Source organism: Micromonospora sp. NBS 11-29 (assembly GCF_002140155.1).
In the GTDB taxonomy this organism is placed as follows: Bacteria; Actinomycetota; Actinomycetes; order Mycobacteriales; family Micromonosporaceae; genus Micromonospora.
The window spans coordinates 392,578-412,251 of the sequence record NZ_NAPR01000004.1; the positions used below are offsets into that span (position 1 = coordinate 392,578).

Here is a 19,674-nt window from a genome sequence, read left to right on the forward strand (position 1 = left end):
CCACCCCCGAGAAGGAGAAGACCATGTCCCTCTTCACCTACGTGTACGTGGCGGCCCGCAGCCGCCTCGCCGAGCTGAGCAAGGACAGCGAGCGCGGCGACAGCCCGGTGCCGACCGCCGTGATCATCTTCGGCCTGGTCGCGGTGGCCATGGCGGTCACCGCACTCGCCCTGGCCCGCGCGAACGACTGGATGGAGAACATCCCCACCCACACCGACCCGGGCAACTGAGGATGCCCCGCCCCGGCCGTACGGCCCGGAGCCGGCCGGCGCCCGCCGCCCGGCCCACCGGTCCGCGCGGNCCCGGTCGAGCTGGCCGTGCTGATGCCGGTGATCCTGGTGCTGCTCTTCGGCTCGATCCAGGTCGCCGTCTGGTTCGTCGCCCGTTCCACCGCGCTCAACGCGGCCCAGACCGGGGTGAACGCCCAGCGCACGTTCGACGCCGGGCCGGACGCCGGGCGCGAGCGGGCGACCGCCTACCTGCGTCGGTCCGGTGACTGGCTGGCCGGCTGGGACCGGACCGGCCCGACCTGCGCGGAGACCGCCACCGCCGTGACCTGCACGGTGCGGGGACGCTCCCTGTCGGTCATTCCGGGCGTCTCGTTCGAGGTCACGCAGACCGCGCACGGCCCCGCCGAGCGTTGGAGCGCGGGGTGAGGCCGGTGCGACGGGACCGGGGTTCCGTCTCGATCGAGGTGGCGGTGCTCGCCCCCGCCTTCATCGGGCTGATGGTGCTCGCCGGGGTGGCCGGCCGGACCGCCGTGGCCGACGAGGCGGTCGAGGCTGCCGCGCACGACGCCGCCCGGGCCGCCTCGCTGGCCCGGAACGCCGCCGACGGCGCCGACGCCGCCGACGAGGCGGCCCGGGGCCAGCTCGACTGGTCGGGCCTGCGGTGCACCGCCCCGCCCCGGCTGCGCCTGAGCGGGTCGGTGGCCGGGACGCCGACCACCTTCGCCGCCGCGTACCGGAGCGCGGCCGGCGTGCCGGCGACCGTGACGGCCGAGGTGACCTGCACGGTCTCCTTCGACGACCTGCGTGCGCCGGGGCTGCCCGGGGTGCCGGGCGGCAAGACCGTCTCGGCGCGCTTCACCTCGCCGCTGGACACCTACCGGAGCCGCGGATGACCGGGCGGCGCGGGGCGGAGAGCGGCCGGGTGAGCCTCTTCCTGGCCGTGGCGATGACCGGCGTGCTCGCCGTCATCAGCCTCGCCTACGACGCCGCCGGGCAGCTCCGCACGCTGCAACGCGCGGACAACCTGGCCGCCGAGGCGGCCCGCAGCGGCGGCCAGATGATCGACCGGGCGGGCGCCATCGACGGTGGCCCGGCGCGGATCGACCAGGCCGCCGCCCGCACGGCCGTCGCGAACTACCTCAGCGCCGCCGGCGGGGTCGGCGGGCACGAGGTCGAGTTCCCCGTGGTCGGCACCGAGACCCAGATCCGGGTACGCGTGCGGATCACCCACCGACGGGACCTGATCGGTCTCTTCGGCGCGCAGAGAACCGCCACCGTCACCGGTGAGGCCACCGCTCGGGCGCTCACCGGGCCACCACCGTAGGAAGGAAGGCCGCCATGGGTGCACCCCGTCGCTCCGCCGTCCGACGCACCGGCCAGGTTCTCACCGGGCTCGGTGCTCTCGTCGTGCTCGTCGGGGTGCTGGCCGGCGGGCCGGTCGCGTTGCTGGCCTTCGCCGGCAATCCGCTGCCCGACCACCTACCCACCCTGACCGAGATGGGTACGGCGTTGACCAGCCGCGACGACGGCCAGCTCTTCCTGCGGACGCTGGCCGTGGTGGGCTGGTTCGGCTGGGCCACGTTCGCGTTCTCCGTCCTGGTGGAACTGCTCGCCGGGGCGCTGCGCCGACCGGCGCCGAAGCTGCCCGGGATGCGCCGTCAGCAGCGGGCCGCCGCCGCGCTGGTCGGTTCGGTGGCGCTGATCCTGGCGGCGAGCCCGGCCGCGGCGAGCGCCGCCGCGCTGGCCGCGCCGCAGCCGGCGGTGGCCGCCCCCGCGGTCACCGCTCCACGGGCCGCCGCGCCGGCACCGGCCGCTTCGACAACGGCCGACCCGGCGATGTACCGGGTGGCGAAGGGCGACTACCTGGGCGAGGTGGCCGACCGCTACCTGGACGACTTCGACCGCTACCGCGAGCTGGCCCGGCTGAACCGGCTCGCCGACCCGGACCGGATCCGCCCCGGCCAGGTGCTCCGGCTGCCCGAGGGCGCGGTGGACGAGGGCGCCCGGCGGCACGCCGCCGGGCGGCTCGTGGTGACGCCGGCCAAGCCCGCGCCGACCAAGCCGGACGGTGGTGCGTCGTCGACCGCGCCGAAGCCGAAGAAGCCGAAGCCCTCGCCGCACACGCCGGCCCGGGACAGCACGCCCACGGTGGAGGCCCCGGTCGGGCAGCCGCCGGCCATGGCGGCGGGCGCGTCGCGGGCCACGGCCGAGGAGGGCATCAACCGTCCGCTGGCCATCTCGGCGGTGCTGGCGGTGGCCAGCATCGTGGGCGCGCAGATCGGCGCCGTCCTCGGCCTGCGCCGCCGGCCGGTGCCCGCCCGCGCGCTCAACAACGGACGGCACCGCCGGGACTGAGTCAGGGCAGTCGGGCCTCGACCCGGCCGGAGACCACGCGGGTGGGGAGCACGACCTGGTCGTTCGCGGCCGGGCCGTGGACCACCTCGCCGCCGTTGAGCCGGAAGGCGCTGCCGTGCCAGGGGCAGACCACGCAGGCGTGGCCGTCAATCTCCTGCACCTCGCCCTCGCCGAGCGGGCCGCTCTGGTGCGGGCAGCGCTCCAGCATCACGGTGACGTCGTCGCCGTGCCGGTAGAGGATCACCGAGACGTCGTCGATCTCGCGGGTGACCAGCTCACGCTGGGGCAGGCCGGTCAGGTCGCCCACCGGGTGCCAGCCGTCGGCGATCAGGTGCATGTCGGAGACGCTCTGGCTGACCTGGGCCCCCTGCTTGTACGCCAGGTGCCCGCCCAGGTACGCCCCGCCGCCGGCCGCGGAGAGCCCCAGGTAGGCCAGCGCCCGGCCGAGGCCGTGCCGCCCGTTCAGTCGGGCCGCCAGTGAGCCGGCGTAGAGGGCCAGGCCGACCGTGTTCGCGGCGGCGTGGACCAGCCCGACCCGGCGCTGGTCGCGGGAGAGGGCCGCCCAGTCGTTGAGCCCGGCGAGCGCGGCCGGCACCGCGCTGACCGTGCCGAGCCCCACCAGCGTGGTGGCGGCCCGGCGTTGACCGGGCAGCAGGTCCACCACGGCGGCGGAGATCCACGCGCCGACCGGGACCTGCACCATCGCGGGATGCAGCGGGTGGCCCAGCCAGACGCCGTGCAGCGCGTCCCGGACCCGCTGGGAGCGCAGCGTGCCCTGGACGGCGCGCTGCAACCGGTCACCGATCCGGTCGAGCCCGGAGGCCTGTTCGAGCTTCGTCATCAGTTCGCGCACCCGTTCCGACTTCCCGGCAGGAGAGCCCCCAAACCGGACGCCGGGCAAAAGCTGGCCGGACCGCTGGGCTGGTCGCCGTATGTCCGATCGTCGAATTGGAATTTCTCTACACCGCCCGGTCCGTGACCGGTCAGCCGATGCGCTGGCTGGCCCCACCTGGCGCGGTCGGCGTCGTCGCGGGCATGCTGAACCCATGGGGGTACGCGTCGAGCACGCCGACGGCGTGACCACGGTGATCCTGGACCGGCCGGACGCTCGTAACGCCGTCGACGGGCCGACCGCACGCGCGCTGGCCGACGCGTTCCGCGCGTTCGACGCCGACCCGGACGCGGCGGTCGCCGTGCTCTGGGGCGCGGGCGGCACGTTCTGCTCCGGCGCCGACCTGAAGGCGATCGGCACGCCGCGCGGCAACCGGGTCGAGTCCGAGGGGGACGGCCCGATGGGTCCCACCCGGATGCGGCTGTCCAAGCCGGTCATCGCCGCCATCTCCGGGTACGCGGTGGCCGGCGGCTTGGAACTGGCGCTCTGGTGCGACCTGCGGGTCGCCGAGTCGGACGCGACGCTCGGCGTGTTCTGCCGGCGCTGGGGCGTACCGCTGATCGACGGCGGGACGGTGCGGCTGCCCCGGCTGATCGGGGAGAGCCGGGCGATGGACCTGATCCTCACCGGCCGCCCGGTGCCCGCCGACGAGGCGTACGCGATGGGGTTGGTGAACCGGGTGGTCGCGCCCGGTGCGGCCCGGGCGGAGGCCGAGCGGCTGGCCGCCGGCATCGCCCGGCACCCGCAGACCTGCCTGCGCAACGACCGGGCGGCGCTGCTCGACGGCGCCGGCCGGCCCGAGCCGGAAGCGCTCGCTGTCGAGCTGGCCCACGGCTTGGAGTCGCTGGCCGTGGACGGGGTGCGGGGGGCCGGGCGGTTCGCCGCCGGTGCCGGCCGGCACGGTGAGCCGGCCGGCTGACCGGTCAGGCCAGGTTGCGCAGCGCCTCGGAGATGGCCCGGTGGAACGTCGGGTACGCGTAGATCATGTGCCGGAGCTGGTTGATCGGCACGGCCGCGTGCACGGCCACCACCAGCGCGGAGAGCACCTCGCCGCCGGCCGGGCCGGCCGAGGTCGCTCCGACCAGCACGCCCTGGTCGGCGTCGGCGATCAGCTTGATGAAGCCGGCGTTGCCGGTCTTGTGGATCCAGCCCCGGGTCGACGCGGTCAGGTCGGTGTATCCGACCCGCACGTTGATGCCGCGCTCGCGGGCCTGCCGCTCGGTGAGGCCGACCGCGCCCACCTCGGGGTCGGTGAACGTGACCCGGGGCAGCGCCCGGTAGTCGGCGACCACGCTCGCGGTGCCACTGGCGTCCGGGCCACCCTGGGTACGCCGCACGCGGTCGAGCACGTCCGCCACCACGATGCCGGCCTGGTACATGGCGATGTGGGTGAACGCGCCCTCGCCGGTGAGGTCGCCGACCGCCCAGATCCCGTCGGCGACGTGCATCCGGTCGTCCACCGCGAGGAAACGCTGCCCGGCGTCCACGCCGACCGTGTCCAGCCCCAGCTCCTCCAGGTGCGCCCGGCGACCGGTCACCACCAGCAACCTCTCGCCGGTGAACGCCGCGCCGTCGGCGTGGACGGTGAACTGGTCGCCGTCGTGGCTGACCCGCCCGACCTTGACGCCGGTGTGGATCTCCACCCCGTCCGCGCGCAGCGCCACGGCGGCGAGCGCGGACGCCTCCGGCTCCTCGACCGCGAGCACCCGGTCGGCCGCCTCGACGACGGTCACCCGGACGCCGAATCGAGCGAAGACCTGGGCCAGCTCCAACCCGATCGCGCCGCCGCCGAGCACCAGCAGCGTGCCGGGCAGTTCCTCGACCTCGATGGCCTGGTGGTTCGTCCAGTACGGCGTGTCGGCCAGCCCGTCGATCGGCGGGACCGAGGGCCGGGTGCCGGTGCCGAGGACCACCCCGTGCCGGGCCTGGAAGACCTGGTCGCCGACGCGTACCCGGTTCGGGCCGTCGAGCGTGCCGCTGCCGCGCACGAACCGGCCGCCCTTGCCGGTGAAGCGGTCCACCGCCGCCCGGTCGTCCCAGGTGTCGGTGGCCTCCTCGCGGATCCGCTTCGCCACCGGCGCCCAGTCGGGGCGCACCTGCGCGGACCCGGCCAGCTCGTTGACCCGGTGCGCCTCGGCCAGCGCGTTGGCCGCCCGGATCATCATCTTGCTCGGGATGCACCCCCAGTAGGGGCACTCGCCGCCGACCAGGTCCCGCTCGATGCCGACCACGGTGAGGCCGGCCTCGGCGAGCCGCCCGGCCACCTCCTCGCCGCCGACGCCGAGCCCCACCACTACCACGTCCACCAGTTCCGGCTCTGCCATCCCGCCAGCATTCCGCACCGCCGGATCACCGGCCACCGGGCCCGGCGGAACTCCCGAAGTGGACGCCGGGCACTGTCGCGGGCGAGCGCTCCTCCTCTGACCTCCCGTCACGGTCTGCAATTTCGGGGCGGCGTCACGCAGCGCATTCAACCGGCCGGGAACGATGTCTTCCCTTTTCCGACTTTGCTCTGCAGCCATTGGCGCAGCACCGCGCTGAGCAGGGTTTTCGTTGCAGGTCCGAAAACCGCGCAAGGCCGAGACGGTCACTTTCCGCAATCGATGCGGATATGGCTGCAGAGCAAAGGGGATCGGAGTCGATGTGCCTCGGAGGGCAGGGCATCACTGAACGTGACCTCGACAGCCGGCGGGCGGCGGGCGGCGTCAGCGCAGCCAGACCGGGTCGGCGCCGGGGACCGTCAGCGGGGGCGGGTAGTCGAGCGTGCGACGCGTCTTCTCGGGCAGCCGCCACGGCTGGTGCACCGCCTTGCCCGCCACCGACTCCAGCTCGGGCACCCACCGCCGCACGTACGCGCCGTCCGGGTCGTACCGCTCGGCCTGCCGCACCGGGTTGAAGCCACGGTACGGCCGGGTGTCGTTGCCGGTGCCGGCCACCCACTGCCAGTTGCCCGAGTTGTTCACCCGGTCGCCGTCGAGCAGGAAGCGGAAGAAGACCTCCAGGCCGGGCCGCCAGTCGAGCCCGAGGTGCTTGGTCAGGTAGCCGGCGGTGATCAGCCGAGCCCGGTTGTGCATCCAGCCCTGGGCGCGCATCTGCCGCATGCCGGCGTCCACGATCGGCGTCCCGGTGCGCCCCTCGGTCCAGGCCGCCAGCGCGTCCTGGTCGTACCGCCAGTCCTCCCGGGCGCCCCGCCGGTAGGGACGGGTGGACAGGTCGGGGAAGCCGGCGACGACCTGGTGGTAGAAGTCGCGCCAGCAGAGCTGCCGGACGAACGGCCCGCCGCGGTCGCCGGCCCGGTTCGCCACCGCCAGCGGAGAGACGCAACCCCACCGCAGGTACGGGCTGAGCCGAGAGGTGTCGTCGCCGGCCATGTCGTCGTGGATGTCGTCGTAGCGGTCGAGCGTGGGCAGCCACGCGGTCAGCCGACGCCGGGCGACGCTCTCCCCGCCGACGGCCGCGTCCGGGCTCTCGCCCCTCGGTGGTTCCGGCAGCCGGCCCGGGTCGACGCCGTCGGGCAGCCGCACCCGCTTCGGCGCGGCCAGCTCCTCCCGCGGCGACACGCCCTGCCAGGCCCGGAAGTAGGGGCTGAACACCCGGTAGTGGTCGCCGCCGGCCGGCTGGAGCGCGCCCGGCTCGACGATGGTCACGCCGGGAAAGAGCCGCAGGAACATCCGGTGCCGGTCGCACTCGGCGCGCAGGCGGCGCTCCCGGCGGTGGGCGTACCGGGTCACGTCGGCGGAGAGCCCGATGCCCTCGGCGCCGACGGTGCGGGCCAGCTCGACCGTCTCGGCCACCGGGTCGCCGCGCCGCACCACCAGGTCGCCGCCGCGTCGGCGGAGCGCCTCGCGCAGCTCGGCCAGGCTCTGGTGGAGGAACCGGGTGCGGTTCGGGGAGAGGTCCTGCAACGCGGGATCGAGCACGTAGAGCGGCACCACCCGGTCGAACGCCGAGCACGCCGTGGCCAGCGCCGGGTGGTCGTGCACCCGCAGGTCGCGGGTGAACAGCACGACCGCCGTACCCTCGGTCATCCGGCCAGGGCCGGGGTGAGCGCCGGGCCGGGCACCCGCACCGGCGTGCCGGCGGGGGTGAGCAGCGCCCGCGCGGCCACCGCCATCCGTCGTCGCTGCGGCACCAGGGCCCGGCGGACGAACACGTCGAAGTCCTGCCCGGCCACCTCGTCGAGGATGCCGCCGTAGAGCGCGTACGCGGTGCGCATGCAGGCTTGTGAGGCGGGGTTGAGCAACGGGATGCCCGGCGCGGCGGCGAGGTAGTGGGCCTGCGCGCGGGTCACCTCGTACTCGATCAGCTCGCGGATCGGGACGGTGGTGCGCCCGGCGGTCCGGGCGGCGAGCAGGTCGTCGCGGGTCACGTCGAACTTGGCCAGGTCCTCGTCGGGCAGGTAGGTCCGGCCGCGGTCGAGGTCCTCGGCGACGTCGCGGATGAAGTTGGTGAGCTGGAACGCGAACCCGAGCTGGCGGGCGGGTTCCCGGGCGGCGGCCGGATCGGAGCTGCCCAGGATCGGCAGCATCATGGTGCCGATGACGGCGGCCGAGCCCTCCATGTAGTCGAGCAGGTCGTCGTAGGTCGGGTACGAGGTGACCGTCAGGTCCATCGCCATGCTGCGCAGGAACGACGCGAAGTCGTCGCGGTCCAGGTCGAACACCGCGATGGTGTGCAGCACGGCGGGAAGCAGCGGGTCGTCGACCGACGCACCGTGCAGACCGGCGACGAAACGGTCCGACCACTCGCGCAGCCGGGCGGCGCGCTCGGCGGGCGGTAGGTCCTCGGTGCGGTCGACGATCTCGTCCGCGTACCGCGTGAAGCCGTACAGGGCGTGCACATGTCGCCGTTTCCAAGCGGGCAGCAGCCGGGTGGCGAGATAGTAGGTACGGCCGTGACGCCGGTGCAGCTCGCGGCAACGGTCATAGGCAGCGGTGAGATCGGTGTCCACCAGCCCTCCTCGGTTTCGATGCAGCAATCGACGCAACTCGTAACCCTAGGGTACGCTCCCTGACATGGCCAACGACGCAGTTGCGGGCAATGCGCTCCGCGTCGCGCCGGCTCAGCCGGAAGCGACGGACGATCCGGTCCGCGGCGTACTGGCCGCCTTCACGAAGGACCTGGTCACGGGCGTTGACGACACCCTGGCGGCGTTCCTGGCCACCGAGGTCGACGCACTCACCGAGATCGACGCAGCGATGGGCGGTTTCGCGGCGACCGCACGCGAAGCCGTGCTGACCGGCGGCAAGCGGGTGCGCCCCACGTTCGCGTACTGGGGCTGGCGCGGGGTGGTCGGCGGCGAGGCGGCGCTGCCCGACGTGCTGCCCGCGCTGTCCGCGCTGGAACTGCTGCACACGTTCGCGCTGGTGCACGACGACGTGATGGACGCCTCCGAGACCCGGCGTGGCCGACCCACCGCGCACCGGGCCGCCGCCGCCCGGCACCGCGCCGCCGGGCACCGCGGCGACCCCGACCGGTACGGCGAGGCGGTCGCCGTACTCATCGGGGACCTCTGCATGGTCTGGGCCGACCGGCTGATGGCGCACGCGGCCGTGCCGGCGGACCGGCTGCTCGACGTGCGGCGCTGCTACGACCAGATGCGGGTGGAGACGGTCGCCGGGCAGTTCCTCGACGTGCTCGGCGAGCAGGACGCGGCGAACTGGTCGGTCGACCGGGCGCTGCGGGTGGCCCGCTACAAGACCGCCAGCTACACGGTCCAGCGACCGCTGCTCTTCGGCGCCTGCCTGGCCGGCGCCGACGCGGACGGCCCGCTCATCGCCGCGTACACCCGGTACGGCCTGGCCGTCGGCGAGGCGTTCCAGCTCCGCGACGACCTGCTCGGCGTCTACGGCGACCCGGCGACCACCGGCAAACCGGCCGGGGACGACCTGCGTACGGGCAAGCCGACCGCGCTGCTGATGCTGGCGCGGCAGCTCGCCGACCCGGCCCAGCGCCGCGCCCTGGACCGGGCCGGAGCGGTCACCGACGCACCGGGGGTGGCCCGCCTGGCCGACCTGGTCCGGGAGACCGGGGCCATGGCCCGGGTGGAGCGGATGATCTCCGAACGGGTGGCCGAGGCCCTGGCCGCGCTCGACACCGCACCGATCGACGAGACGGCGCGCACCGCGCTGACCGGCCTCGCCACCGCCGCCACCGCGCGGCGGGCATGATGACCAACTTCGGGAGCAGAGGAGCCGGAATGCGCACCGTGAACGGACGGACCGACCGGGTGGTCGTGGTCGGCGCCGGGCTGGGTGGGCTGGCCTGCGCGCTGCACCTGGCCGGCAGCGGCCGGCAGGTGACCGTGCTGGAACGCGAGCCGGTGCCGGGCGGGCGGGCCGGCCGGCTCAGCGTCGACGGGTACGAGTTCGACACCGGGCCGACCGTGCTCACCATGCCCGACCTGATCGCCGAGGCGCTCGGCGCGGTGGGCGAGGAACTGGGCGACTGGCTCGACCTGACCCCGCTCGACCCGGCGTACCGCGCCTACTACCCGGACGGGTCGACGCTGGACGTCATCACCGACACCACCCGGATGGCCGCCGAGATCGCCCGGGTGTGCGGCCCCCGGGAGGCGGACGGCTACCTGCGTTTCGTCGACTACGCCCGGAACCTGTGGAAGTGGGAGCGGGCCGACTTCATCGAGCGCAACCTCGACGCGCCGACCGACCTGCTCACCGGCAACCTGCTGAAGCTCTTCGCCAACGGCGCGCTCCGCCGGCTCCAGACGAAGATCAACCAGTTCTTCCGCGACCCGCGTACCCAACGGATCTTCTCCTTCCAGGCGATGTACGCCGGCCTGTCGCCGCACGACGCGCTGGCCATCTACACCGTCATCGCGTACCTCGACTCGGTGGCCGGAGTGANAAGCACGGCGTGCAGTTCCGCTACGGCACCACGGTGACCCGGGTGGAGACCGCGCACGGGCGGGCCACCGGCGTGGTCACCGCCGACGGCGAGTTCGTCCCGGCCGACGTGGTGGTCCTCAACCCCGACCTGCCGGTCGCCTACCAGGAACTGCTGCCCGAGCGCCGGCAGCGCCGGCTCACCTACTCGCCGTCCTGCGTGGTGCTGCACGTCGGTTCGACGCAGGGCTATGGCAAGATCGCTCATCACAACATCCACTTCGGACGGTCCTGGAAGGGCACGTTCGACGAGGTGATCCGGCGAGGCGAGCTGATGACCGACCCGTCGCTGCTGGTGACGAATCCGAGCCGCACCGACCCGTCGGTGGCCCCGGCCGGGAAGCACACCTACTACGTGCTGGCCCCGGTGCCGAACCTCGACCGGGCGCCGTTCGACTGGCCCGGCGACCTCACCGACCGCTACGCCCAGCAGCTCGTCGGCACGCTGGAGGAGCGCGGCTACGTCGGTTTCGGCGACGGCGTCGAGGTGCTGCGCGCCGTCACCCCGGCCGACTGGGCGGCGCAGGGCATGGCCGCCGGCACGCCGTTCGCCGCCGCGCACACCTTCCTCCAGACCGGCCCCTTCCGCCCGTCGAACCTGCACCGGACACTGGGCAACGTGGTCTTCGTCGGCTCCGGCACCCAACCCGGCGTGGGTGTGCCGATGGTGCTGATCAGCGGCAAGCTGGCCGCCGCCCGGATCACCGGGGAGCACCGATGAGCCGGGAGGAACACCTGGTCGAGCTGGTCGACGACGGTGGGCGGGTGCTCGGCGAGACCACCGTGGCCACCGCCCACCAGCCGCCCGGCCGGTTGCACCGCGCCTTCTCGGTGCTCCTGGTCGACCCCGACGGCCGGGTCCTGCTCCAGCGACGGGCCGCGGTCAAGACCCGGTTCCCGCTGCGCTGGGCCAACTCCTGCTGCGGACACCCGCTGCCCGGCCAGTCGCTGACCGACGCCGCCAACCGCCGGCTCGCCGAGGAACTCGGCCTGGGCCCGGTCGACCTGACCGAGGTGGGCGTCTACCTCTACTACGCCGAGGACCCCGCCACCGGCCGGGTCGAGTTCGAGTACGACCACGTGCTGCGCGCCGACGTACCCGCCGACCTGACCGCCCACCCGGACCCGGACGAGGTGGCCGAGCTGCGCTGGGCCGACCCGCACGCGGTGGTCGCCGACCTCGACGCCGACCCCCGGGCGTACGCCCCGTGGTTGGGTGGCGTGGTCAACCGGCTGCTGCACCCGACCGATCCGTCCCGCTCGGCCCCGCCGATCGCCGAGGCACCGGAGCGGTCGGGTGGCCGATGAGGCGCTGAGCGCGGGGGCCGTCGCGCGCCGGCTGGGCGTGGCGGTCACTACGCTGCGTACCTGGCACCAGCGCTACGGCCTCGGTCCCAGCGAGCACGTCCCGGGCCACCACCGGCGCTACACGCCCACCGATCTCGCCCGGCTGGAGATCATGCGGCGGCTCACCGCGGAGGGCGTCACCCCCGCCGAGGCGGCCCGCTGGGCCCGGCAGGCCCCGGCCGTGCTCCCACCGCAACGGCCCACCCTCAAGGCCCGCACCTCCACCGTGCGGGACGGCGGCGGCACCACCATCCCGGTGGGCCGGGCCGGGCCGGTCGCCCGCGGCCTGGCTCGTGCCGCCATGCGGCTGGACTCGGTGGCGATCGGCCGCACCATCGCCGACTCCCTCGCCGCCGACGGTGTGGTGACGACCTGGGAGGGGCTGCTCCGGCCGGTGCTCGCGGGAATCGGGGAACGGCACGTCGCCACCGCCGGGCTGATCGAGGTGGAACACCTGATGTCCCGGTGCGTCTCCGAGGCGTTCGCCTCGGTCGCCCGCACGCATCCGGCCGCCGGGCCGCCCCGGATCCTGCTCTCCTGCGCCGACGAGGAACAGCACTCGCTGCCGCTGGAGGCGCTGGCCGCCGCGCTGGCCGAGGCGGGTGTGAGCTATCGCATGCTGGGTGCCCGGGTGCCGGTGCCCGCCCTGGTCGAGGCCGTCAACCGGACCGGCCCGGCGGCCGTGGTGCTCTGGTCGCACACCCGGGCCACGGCCGATCCGCACCAGCTCAGCGCGCTCCTGGCCGTCCCGCGCCGACCGCTGCTGGTGCTGGCCGCCGGGCCCGGTTGGCGGGCCGACTCGCTGCCGGCCGGCGTCGTCCGCCCGGTGGATCTGGCCGAGGCGCTCTCGCTGGCCGTCGCCGTACGGGACTCGTTGGACCAGTCGACCACCGGCTGAACGCCCCTCCCGCTTCGGCGCGGCGTCCACTACGGTCGGAAAGTCCGCCCGACCCGACCCCCTCCGGGAGCGAACGATGCGCCCACGTACCGCGTTGGCGTTCGCCCTCGGCCTGGTGCTCCTCATCACCGGCTGCGGCGAACCCGGCAAGACGCCCCCGAAGGTGACCGCCCAGCCGTCCGCCTCGGCCACATCGCCACCACCACCCCCCAGCCCGAAACCGCAGCCCAGCCACACCACGCCGAAGCCGAAGCCGAAGCTCCGGCCGCTGCCCAAGAAGCTCCCGGCCGGACTGCACCGACGCACCGGGAACCCGGGGGTGGCTCTCACCTTCGACGACGGGCCGGACCCCCGCTACACCCCGCAGATCCTCGCCCAGCTCCGGGCGGCCCATGTGACCGCGACGTTCTGCCTGGTCGGCAAGCAGGCCAAGCACTACCCGCACCTGGTGGCGCAGATCGTCCGTGAGGGCCACCAGCTCTGCAACCACAGTTGGCGGCACGACGTGGACCTCGGCCGGCGGCCGGCCGCCGAGATCCGCGCCGACCTGGAGCGGACGAACCGCGTCATCCACGAGGCCGCGCCCAACGCGCCGATCACCTGGTTCCGCCAGCCCGGCGGTCGGTGGACGGCCGAGGAGATCGCCGTCGCCCGGCAGCTCGGGCTGCGCCCGCTGCACTGGAGCGTCGACCCGCAGGACTGGAACCACCCGTCGGCGAAGGCGATCATCCAGCGGGTGACGTCGGCGACCGGTCACGGCTCGGTGGTGCTGATGCACGACGCGGGCGGCGACCGGACCCAGACGATGGCCGCCTGCCGACGCCTGATCCCCGACCTCAAACGGCGCTACGGGATCTCCCGGCTCCGATGACACCGCCACTGAGCTGCGGCTTCGTTCGACGGCGGGCGAGGTGCCATACCGGTTTGGCCGTCCGAGCAGGCATGGCATATGCTTCTCCTGCCTCCGGCGGGGCCGGATGGGAGCAAGTCCGCTTGAAGTTGCGAGTGTGCAATGATGGCGGGGCCGCCCTCATCGTCTAGCGGCCCAGGACGCCGCCCTTTCAAGGCGGTAGCACGGGTTCGAATCCCGTTGGGGGCACGATCCGGCTCGCCGGAGGCAACACCAGCCAGGTCCTGTGGAGCAGTTGGAGTGCTCGCCGCCCTGTCAAGGCGGAGGTCGCGGGTTCAAGTCCCGTCAGGACCGCAAGCGCTGACGCCGCGCACCTGATGCGCGGCGTTCTGCGTATCGGCCCATGCGATAGCATGTGTCGAGCACCACGGCCAGGTAGCTCAGTTGGTACGAGCGTCCGACTGAAAATCGGAAGGTCGGCGGTTCGACCCCGCCCCTGGCCACATAGCCTTTCGCCGGGCTACGAGAGCGCCGACCAGCGGAAACGCCGGTCGGCGCTCTGCTGTAGGTACGACGTCTGTAGGGAATCGGACGGGTGATTGCTCACGGATTGCTCACGAGGCGGCCCGCTTGGGCCGATGCTGCATCCCGAAGCGGTCTTGACCTGTTGTGGCTGCGGTCTTGCAGCGCAGAGAGCGGCACGGACCGTCCGGCGGTAGCCGACAGGTGCCGGCCGGCCGCTGACCCGACCGGCACCGACGGAAGGACGGTCAGGTGTAGTGGTATCGGTCGGGGCTCCTCCACTCGGCCGCGGTAATCCACACCTGGCGGTACTGGTCCTCCGGGATGGACAGGTTTCCCGAGCAGGTGCGGCCATCGCCGGCAGAGTCACGCCAGGACCGCCGGTCCGAGCCGTCGGGCCGCTGCGAGTAGAGGATGGCGTCCGTGTGTCCGGAGACATGCCGGATGCAGTACGTGTCGGTTAGGTCGTCGTATGTGCCCACAGCCAGCAGCTCCCCTGTGTACGGGCTGTGGAACTCATGTCTCAGGTCGCTGGCGCTTGCCGGGCTGGCGATGGTCATCGACAGGGCAACTGCCCCCAACCGGTTAAGTGCGTAGTTGGTAGATCGCTCGGGCCGCCAACGACTGACATGGCGCGGAGTTACGCCCGTGCCGCTCTGCGCCGCTGTCGCATCCCTGACAGCTAATCCCGCAGGTCCACGGCGTCGCGACCTGCTATGCGACGGAAACGACTCCCGGGTTCGCACCTTCTGTGCGATGCCCGCCGTACCCCTGTGCGTCCCAATGCGTTGATCGACCACGACGGGTATCAACGCCCGCGTCGTGTCCGTGGGGCGGGTCCATGCGACCGGCACCCGCCCCACGGGCCTGAACTCAGCGAAGGGCACAGGCATGGACCTAACGAACAGCAAAGGTGACCGGGAACGCAAGTGGTGGCCCCCAACCTGCGGAAACGCTGCGGCTAAGCGTCGGGAGACACCGCCGGCCACTGTGCCGGACGGCGGATCCGAACCGCGGAAGCGGTCGCGTCTGACCCGCTGCGCGGAGGTGTCGACCTTGGTCGCCGCCGGGTGCGGGCTCATCCTCGCCACCGCCAAGCTGGTGGAGGTGTTCCTGAGCTGACGCAGGGCACGGCCCGCCAGGTTCGCGCTTGGCGGGCCGTTGCCGTCCGCTAGATCTTGGAAGATTTGCGCCCCTCAGGGGGCCGGATTCTTCCAAGATCTCGCGGCCTTCCGCTGAACCGACGCGGCGGAAGTCGCCAGTCAGCGGTCCGGGCGTTGCTGGCGGTGTTGGCTCATCCCGTTCTGGATGGCCTCCCAGACGCTTCGGCCGGCCTGCCGCAAGGTCTGCCCGGCCTGCTCGGCGAGCTGAGCCGCCCCGGGCCCGGCACCCGATGGCTGCCCACCGCCCCCGCCCTCGCCGCCGCCGGACTTCGCCTCACCGCCGGAGCGGGTCCCCCCACCAGATGCACCCCCTCCGCCGGACCCGGCCTCGACCTGACCGCCGGAACTGCTCTCACCGCCGGACCCGGGCTTGCCGCCGGCACCGGCCTCCCCTTCTGGTGCGCGGTCACCGCTCGATCCGGCATCGCCGCCGGTGCGGCCCGCACCGGGACCGCCAGCCTCGCCACCAGACCCGTCCTCGCCACCGGACGCAGACTGACCGCCCCGTCCGGTCTCACCACCCGACTCGGGCTGGCCGCCCCGCCCAGCCTCGCCACCGGGACCGGACTGACCGCCCCGCCCGGCCTCCCCACCGGGACCGGCCTTGCCGCCCGCCTCGCCCGCCGACCCCGCCTCGCCGCCAGGTCCAGCCTTGCCGCCCGACTCGTCCCCGGAGCGCCCGGACTCCACCGCCCGGTCGGCCTTCTCACCGGACCCGCCCGCCTGCCGTTCCGTCTCCTCCGTGACCGGTCCGGCGAGCTGACCGGCCGTGCGGTGCACGTCGTCGACGGTGGCACCGACCGATCGGGCCAGCGCGTCGATCAGTTGTGGGTTGCGGTCGATCGTGGTCAGCGCCCGGTCCAGGATCTGCACCAGCTTCTCCAGCCGGACCTTCAGCAGGGCCTCGGCCCGGACCCCGCTGATGTCCAGTTCGACGCTCTCCAGGTGCACCCGGACGCCGGCGTCGAGCTGGAGCAGGTTGGCCAGCCGGGCCCGCAACGACAGGTCCGCGTCGAGCCCGTCCACCGCCAGCCGGATCTCGTCGACCGAGAGCGCCGGCACGTCGAGCAGGACGTCCGGCTCCGCCCCGGCACCGGACGACGATCCGTTCTTCGCCCCGTTCTGCTCGGGCTCCCGTTCGGTGGCTCCGTTGTCGCTCATGCTCCTGCTCCCCCATCGGCCGATCGTCCGGTCCGGGTCAGCGGCGGTTACCCGCTTTCCGGTACGGCATCCGTCGATCGCGAGCCTCCCGACGGCCGTCGGCGCGCACGCGTCACGCTGTCGGGAAGCTGGGCCGCGTTTGTCCGGAAGCGGGCACCTCGGGAGCTGCACAGGGAGGCAGCAGCCGGTATGGTCCGGGCTTATGGGACAGGAGATGGCCGATCCGGATGAGGTCCGGCAGGATTCCGACCGCTTCTCCCTCCGCAGCAGCCTCATCGTCCCGGCGTCCGGTGAGCGGGCGTACGCCGTCTTCACCGGCGCGCTCGCCGACTGGTGGGTACGCGAATACACCTGGTCCGGTCCGCAGGCGCTGGCCGGGATCGGCATCGAGCCGAAGGCCGGGGGCATGCTCTACGAGATCGGCCCCTACGGCTTCCGCAGCGACTGGGGCCGCGTCCTGACCTGGGATCCGCCCCGGCGGTTGGTCTTCACCTGGCAGATCGGGCCGGACCGGGTGCCGGTGCCGGACCCGGCCCGGGCCAGCGAGGTGGAGGTGCTCTTCCACCCGGAGGGTGCCGTGTCGACCCGGGTGGACGTCGAGCACCGCTACTTCGACCGGCACGGCACGGCCGCCGAGGGCTACCGCGAGGCGCTCACCGCCGGCTGGCACGAGCTTCTCTGCCGATACCTGGCGACGGTAGCCCGCACCGACGCCTGACTCAGCCGGGGATGCTCCGGCTCACGCCCGTACCGGTCAGTCCGGTGCCGCCCAGGTCGGCCCGGCGGCCGGCGGCGGCGCCCGAGCCGAAGCCACCACCGGCGAGCCGGCGTCGCGGGGCGGTGCGCAGTCGCGGGTACGCCTCGGCGAGTCGGCGCTCGACGCGGTCGGAACGGTCGGCGAGCACCAGCGCGACGGAGGGCGCACCGGCCTCGGCGACCGCACCGGCCTCGGCCGCACGCAGCCGCTCGCCGATCACCTGCGCGAACCCGGCCAGCCAGGTACGCCGGAACGCCGCCGGGTGCTCCCCACCCGGCACGACCGCCCCGGCCAGCCCGTGTGCCGCCTGCACCAGCAGCGAGGTGAAGAGCAGCTCGACCCGTTCCAGGTCGCTGGCGAAGCCGAACAGGTGCATCGCGAACCCGCTGCCCTCCCGGCGGCGTACGCAGCGGCAGCGCAGCGGGTCGGCGACGGCGGCGAGCAGGCCGGCCTTGTCCCGGGCGTACGGGGCGACCACCTCGACCACCCGGTCGCCGACCGGGTCGACGGCCGGCTCGCGGGCGGCGAGCAGCGCGCGGTCGACGCCGTACCGGGCGATCAGCTCGGTGGCCTTGGTCATGAAGGCGGCCGACTCGGCGGGGGTGCAGGCCGGGTCCTCGGCCTGGGCGAGCAGCTTGCGCACCTTGCTGAGCATCGCCTCGGACATCAGTCAGAGGTATCACAGGCGGGCGCGGTCAGTCCTCCCGGCTGCGCAGCGTGGCGATGGTCGAGCCGGCCAGCGTGAGCAGGCAGTCGGGCAGCAGCCCGTCGGCCGCCGCCGCACCGAACAGCGCCTCGCCGGTGTCGGCGTCGTCGTTGGCGTACGCGCTGACGAACCGGGCCACCCAGCGCGTGTCGTAGTCGGCCTCGTCGATGTCCGGGAAGTCGAGCGCGGCGGCGCCGGCCGGGGCGTCGTCACCCAGCATGGTGGCGGCCAGGCACCAGGCCACCCCGTACGCCCCGGCCAGACCGGAGCGGTCCACCACGGCGTCGAAGGCGCCGACCACCCCCGCGCCGTCGCCGGCCAGTGCCGAACGGAGCACGGCGGTCGCGTCGTCCAACGTCTGCTGTGCGTCGTCGGTCACCTGCGGAACAGTAACGCCGAGGGTCAAGCGGTGACGCAGAATCAGCAAACCGATCACGGAGGGTTATAGCCGCAGTCGGGGCACCGACGGAGCACCGATCCACAGTCCCGTCAGCCGCACGAGCACGCTAATGTGCGCAGCGGACCTTCGCCGGAGGAAGGACGACCATGCTTGGAAATCGCACGTCGCGCGCGGCCCTGTCCACGGCCTGCGCGGCGGCGCTCCTGCTCGCCACCAGCGCCTGCGGGAGCGACGAGCCGAAGGAGGCGGCCACCACCCAGGTCCGCCTCTACGGCACCGACGGCAACATGCAGAATTCCTTCGCTGCGGAGTTCAAGGACCGCGCGAATCTCCTCAACGGCATGAAGGGCACCACCCCTCTCACGCCGCTGCCGGAGAGTTTCAAGGAACGGCTACGCAACGTAGATCCGAAGTTGACCGACTTCCTCTACTCCGCCGAGTCGTACGACGCCGTGGTGATCAGCGCCCTGGCCACCCAACTCGCCGGGACCACCGCGCCGAGCGAGATCGCCAAGCAGATCGTCGGGGTGACCACCGGGGGCCAGCTCTGCGACGAGGTGGCGGCCTGCCTCCAGCTCGCCCGCGCCGGGCAGGACCTGGAGTACCGGGGCGTGTCGCTCACCCGGGGCGGGTTCACCGACACCGGCGAGCCGGCCACCGCCAGCTACGGCACCCTGCACTTCGACAACCAGCAGCTCGACGACACGAAGACGGAGTTCGTCGGGGCCGGCGACGAGACCGGCGCGAGCACGAAGACCCCGCCGCGTGGGCGCAAGCCCCGCGCCGGGAAGGCGAAGGACGCGCCGTTGGTCCTCGGCGGGCTGCTGCCGAAGACCGGTGACCTGGCGCTGGCGTACCCGCCGATGGCCGCCGCTGTCACGCTCGCGGTGACCGAGGTCAACGCGGCCGGTGGGGTGCTCGGCGAGCCGGTGGAGTTCGTGCCGGGCGACGACGGCACGAACCCGGTCACGGCCAAGGCGACGGTGGCCGCGCATGTGGGCCGGGGCATCCCGGTCATCATCGGCGCCGGCGCGTCCGGCATCTCCCGGGCGGTGCTGCCGGACGTGGTGGCCGCCGGACGGATCCTCTTCTCCCCGTCGAACACCGACGCGGGGCTGAGCGCCGTGGACGACAAGGGGCTCTACTTCCGCACCGCCCCGCCGGACACCCTCCAGGGTCGGGCGCTGGCCGACGTGATGCTGCGGGACGGCCCTCGCAAGATCGTGCTCCTGGCCCGTAAGGACTCCTACGGCGAAGGTCTCCAGGAGAACGTCCGGGCGGAGCTGGAGCAGGCCGGGATCGGGGCGGACCGGCTCAAGCTGCTGACCTACGCGCCGCCGGCCGACCCGAAGACGCCGGTCGACTTCACCGGCATGGCCCGGGAGATCAAGGATTTCGGGCCGGAGGCGGTGCTGGTGATCGGCTTCGGTGAGTCGGCCGCGGCGATCACCGCGTTGGCCGACGCCGGGGTCCAGATTCGCAACTGAA

General features: G+C 73.5%; 20 protein-coding genes, 3 tRNA genes and 1 pseudogene. 16 read left to right on the top strand and 8 right to left on the bottom strand.

What is annotated here, in order from left to right; all coding sequences use genetic code 11:
• Nucleotides 1-23: 23 nt before the first annotated feature.
• The 5 genes from B1205_RS05875 (at nucleotide 24) to B1205_RS05895 (ending at nucleotide 2,585) form a co-directional block, all read left to right on the top strand.
• A complete protein-coding gene (locus tag B1205_RS05875) occupies nucleotides 24-230 on the top strand; it encodes a hypothetical protein (RefSeq protein WP_089154674.1) in 207 nt (68 codons plus the stop codon).
• A 93-nt stretch (nucleotides 231-323) separates the two neighbouring features.
• Nucleotides 324-656, top strand: a complete 333-nt coding sequence (locus B1205_RS05880; RefSeq protein ID WP_176308473.1) for a TadE family protein — start codon at nucleotides 324-326, stop codon at nucleotides 654-656.
• Nucleotides 653-1,123 carry a TadE/TadG family type IV pilus assembly protein gene (locus B1205_RS05885; RefSeq protein ID WP_441338442.1) on the top strand — a complete coding sequence of 157 codons (471 nt, stop codon included), beginning with the start codon at nucleotides 653-655 and terminating at the stop codon, nucleotides 1,121-1,123. Before B1205_RS05880 ends, B1205_RS05885 begins: the two co-directional genes overlap by 4 nt.
• A complete protein-coding gene (locus B1205_RS05890; RefSeq protein ID WP_089154676.1) occupies nucleotides 1,120-1,554 on the top strand; it encodes a hypothetical protein in 435 nt (144 codons plus the stop codon). The genes B1205_RS05885 and B1205_RS05890 overlap by 4 nt, the downstream gene beginning before the upstream one ends.
• Before the next feature lie 14 nt (nucleotides 1,555-1,568).
• Nucleotides 1,569-2,585 carry a LysM peptidoglycan-binding domain-containing protein gene (locus B1205_RS05895; protein WP_089154677.1) on the top strand — a complete coding sequence of 339 codons (1,017 nt, stop codon included), beginning with the start codon at nucleotides 1,569-1,571 and terminating at the stop codon, nucleotides 2,583-2,585.
• A gap of 1 nt (nucleotide 2,586) precedes the next feature.
• Here B1205_RS05895 and B1205_RS05900 read toward each other — a convergent pair whose 3' ends face one another.
• Nucleotides 2,587-3,438 (bottom strand): Rieske (2Fe-2S) protein, encoded by an 852-nt coding sequence (locus tag B1205_RS05900; protein WP_089154678.1) that lies wholly within the window; start codon nucleotides 3,436-3,438, stop codon nucleotides 2,587-2,589.
• A gap of 193 nt (nucleotides 3,439-3,631) precedes the next feature.
• Between B1205_RS05900 and B1205_RS05905 the strand changes: the two genes are divergently transcribed.
• Nucleotides 3,632-4,396, top strand: a complete 765-nt coding sequence (locus tag B1205_RS05905) for a crotonase/enoyl-CoA hydratase family protein (protein WP_089154679.1) — start codon at nucleotides 3,632-3,634, stop codon at nucleotides 4,394-4,396.
• A 4-nt stretch (nucleotides 4,397-4,400) separates the two neighbouring features.
• On the opposite strand, the gene B1205_RS05910 is transcribed toward B1205_RS05905, so the two are convergent.
• From B1205_RS05910 to B1205_RS05920, 3 genes are all read right to left on the bottom strand, one after another.
• Complete coding sequence (locus B1205_RS05910) at nucleotides 4,401-5,801, bottom strand: dihydrolipoyl dehydrogenase family protein (RefSeq protein WP_089154680.1); 1,401 nt, start codon at nucleotides 5,799-5,801, stop codon at nucleotides 4,401-4,403.
• Nucleotides 5,802-6,182: 381 nt separating this feature from the next.
• A complete protein-coding gene (locus B1205_RS05915; RefSeq protein WP_089154681.1) occupies nucleotides 6,183-7,505 on the bottom strand; it encodes a cryptochrome/photolyase family protein in 1,323 nt (440 codons plus the stop codon).
• Complete coding sequence (locus tag B1205_RS05920; protein ID WP_089154682.1) at nucleotides 7,502-8,428, bottom strand: phytoene/squalene synthase family protein; 927 nt, start codon at nucleotides 8,426-8,428, stop codon at nucleotides 7,502-7,504. Before B1205_RS05920 ends, B1205_RS05915 begins: the two co-directional genes overlap by 4 nt.
• 64 nt (nucleotides 8,429-8,492) lie before the next feature.
• Between B1205_RS05920 and B1205_RS05925 the strand changes: the two genes are divergently transcribed.
• The 8 genes and pseudogenes from B1205_RS05925 to B1205_RS05960 all read left to right on the top strand — a co-directional run bounded on the left by B1205_RS05925 (nucleotide 8,493) and on the right by B1205_RS05960 (nucleotide 13,980).
• A complete protein-coding gene (locus B1205_RS05925) occupies nucleotides 8,493-9,647 on the top strand; it encodes a polyprenyl synthetase family protein (protein WP_089154683.1) in 1,155 nt (384 codons plus the stop codon).
• Between the two features lie 29 nt (nucleotides 9,648-9,676).
• Nucleotides 9,677-11,103 (top strand): annotated as a pseudogene (gene crtI / locus B1205_RS05930) (phytoene desaturase family protein).
• Entirely contained in the window at nucleotides 11,100-11,690 is a 591-nt protein-coding gene (gene idi / locus B1205_RS05935; protein ID WP_089154684.1) for an isopentenyl-diphosphate Delta-isomerase, read from the top strand. Before crtI ends, idi begins: the two are co-directional and overlap by 4 nt.
• Nucleotides 11,680-12,627 (top strand): MerR family transcriptional regulator, encoded by a 948-nt coding sequence (locus B1205_RS05940; protein WP_089154685.1) that lies wholly within the window; start codon nucleotides 11,680-11,682, stop codon nucleotides 12,625-12,627. Before idi ends, B1205_RS05940 begins: the two co-directional genes overlap by 11 nt.
• Before the next feature lie 76 nt (nucleotides 12,628-12,703).
• A complete protein-coding gene (locus B1205_RS05945) occupies nucleotides 12,704-13,498 on the top strand; it encodes a polysaccharide deacetylase family protein (protein ID WP_089154686.1) in 795 nt (264 codons plus the stop codon).
• A gap of 155 nt (nucleotides 13,499-13,653) precedes the next feature.
• A tRNA-Glu gene (locus B1205_RS05950) sits at nucleotides 13,654-13,726 on the top strand.
• Between the two features lie 31 nt (nucleotides 13,727-13,757).
• Nucleotides 13,758-13,831, top strand: a tRNA-Asp gene (locus B1205_RS05955).
• A gap of 75 nt (nucleotides 13,832-13,906) precedes the next feature.
• Nucleotides 13,907-13,980, top strand: a tRNA-Phe gene (locus B1205_RS05960).
• A gap of 267 nt (nucleotides 13,981-14,247) precedes the next feature.
• On the opposite strand, the gene B1205_RS05965 is transcribed toward B1205_RS05960, so the two are convergent.
• Entirely contained in the window at nucleotides 14,248-14,559 is a 312-nt protein-coding gene (locus tag B1205_RS05965; RefSeq protein ID WP_089154687.1) for a hypothetical protein, read from the bottom strand.
• Nucleotides 14,560-15,261: 702 nt separating this feature from the next.
• Entirely contained in the window at nucleotides 15,262-16,323 is a 1,062-nt protein-coding gene (locus B1205_RS30965; protein ID WP_254909745.1) for a hypothetical protein, read from the bottom strand.
• A 202-nt stretch (nucleotides 16,324-16,525) separates the two neighbouring features.
• On the opposite strand from B1205_RS30965, the gene B1205_RS05975 reads away from it, so the two are divergent.
• Nucleotides 16,526-17,041, top strand: a complete 516-nt coding sequence (locus B1205_RS05975) for an SRPBCC family protein (RefSeq protein WP_176308438.1) — start codon at nucleotides 16,526-16,528, stop codon at nucleotides 17,039-17,041.
• Nucleotide 17,042: 1 nt separating this feature from the next.
• Here B1205_RS05975 and B1205_RS05980 read toward each other — a convergent pair whose 3' ends face one another.
• Complete coding sequence (locus tag B1205_RS05980) at nucleotides 17,043-17,747, bottom strand: DUF2786 domain-containing protein (protein ID WP_089154688.1); 705 nt, start codon at nucleotides 17,745-17,747, stop codon at nucleotides 17,043-17,045.
• 28 nt (nucleotides 17,748-17,775) lie between these two features.
• A complete protein-coding gene (locus tag B1205_RS05985; RefSeq protein ID WP_089154689.1) occupies nucleotides 17,776-18,165 on the bottom strand; it encodes a hypothetical protein in 390 nt (129 codons plus the stop codon).
• 167 nt (nucleotides 18,166-18,332) lie between these two features.
• On the opposite strand from B1205_RS05985, the gene B1205_RS05990 reads away from it, so the two are divergent.
• Nucleotides 18,333-19,673 carry an ABC transporter substrate-binding protein gene (locus tag B1205_RS05990; RefSeq protein WP_089154690.1) on the top strand — a complete coding sequence of 447 codons (1,341 nt, stop codon included), beginning with the start codon at nucleotides 18,333-18,335 and terminating at the stop codon, nucleotides 19,671-19,673.
• The last annotated feature ends 1 nt before the right edge of the window (nucleotide 19,674 follow it).

What these genes read in the sequence shown, in the direction of transcription:
- B1205_RS05875 (WP_089154674.1), top strand. Translation starts at nt 24, where the DNA reads ATGTCCCTCTTCACCTACGTGTACGTGGCGGCCCGCAGCCGCCTCGCC.
- B1205_RS05880 (WP_176308473.1), top strand. Translation starts at nt 324, where the DNA reads ATGCCGGTGATCCTGGTGCTGCTCTTCGGCTCGATCCAGGTCGCCGTC.
- B1205_RS05890 (WP_089154676.1), top strand. Translation starts at nt 1,120, where the DNA reads ATGACCGGGCGGCGCGGGGCGGAGAGCGGCCGGGTGAGCCTCTTCCTG.
- B1205_RS05895 (WP_089154677.1), top strand. Translation starts at nt 1,569, where the DNA reads ATGGGTGCACCCCGTCGCTCCGCCGTCCGACGCACCGGCCAGGTTCTC.
- B1205_RS05905 (WP_089154679.1), top strand. Translation starts at nt 3,632, where the DNA reads ATGGGGGTACGCGTCGAGCACGCCGACGGCGTGACCACGGTGATCCTG.
- B1205_RS05910 (WP_089154680.1), bottom strand. Translation starts at nt 5,801, where the DNA reads ATGGCAGAGCCGGAACTGGTGGACGTGGTAGTGGTGGGGCTCGGCGTC.
- B1205_RS05915 (WP_089154681.1), bottom strand. Translation starts at nt 7,505, where the DNA reads ATGACCGAGGGTACGGCGGTCGTGCTGTTCACCCGCGACCTGCGGGTG.
- B1205_RS05925 (WP_089154683.1), top strand. Translation starts at nt 8,493, where the DNA reads ATGGCCAACGACGCAGTTGCGGGCAATGCGCTCCGCGTCGCGCCGGCT.
- idi (WP_089154684.1), top strand. Translation starts at nt 11,100, where the DNA reads ATGAGCCGGGAGGAACACCTGGTCGAGCTGGTCGACGACGGTGGGCGG.
- B1205_RS05945 (WP_089154686.1), top strand. Translation starts at nt 12,704, where the DNA reads ATGCGCCCACGTACCGCGTTGGCGTTCGCCCTCGGCCTGGTGCTCCTC.
- B1205_RS05965 (WP_089154687.1), bottom strand. Translation starts at nt 14,559, where the DNA reads ATGACCATCGCCAGCCCGGCAAGCGCCAGCGACCTGAGACATGAGTTC.
- B1205_RS30965 (WP_254909745.1), bottom strand. Translation starts at nt 16,323, where the DNA reads ATGAGCGACAACGGAGCCACCGAACGGGAGCCCGAGCAGAACGGGGCG.
- B1205_RS05975 (WP_176308438.1), top strand. Translation starts at nt 16,526, where the DNA reads ATGGGACAGGAGATGGCCGATCCGGATGAGGTCCGGCAGGATTCCGAC.
- B1205_RS05980 (WP_089154688.1), bottom strand. Translation starts at nt 17,747, where the DNA reads ATGTCCGAGGCGATGCTCAGCAAGGTGCGCAAGCTGCTCGCCCAGGCC.
- B1205_RS05990 (WP_089154690.1), top strand. Translation starts at nt 18,333, where the DNA reads ATGCTTGGAAATCGCACGTCGCGCGCGGCCCTGTCCACGGCCTGCGCG.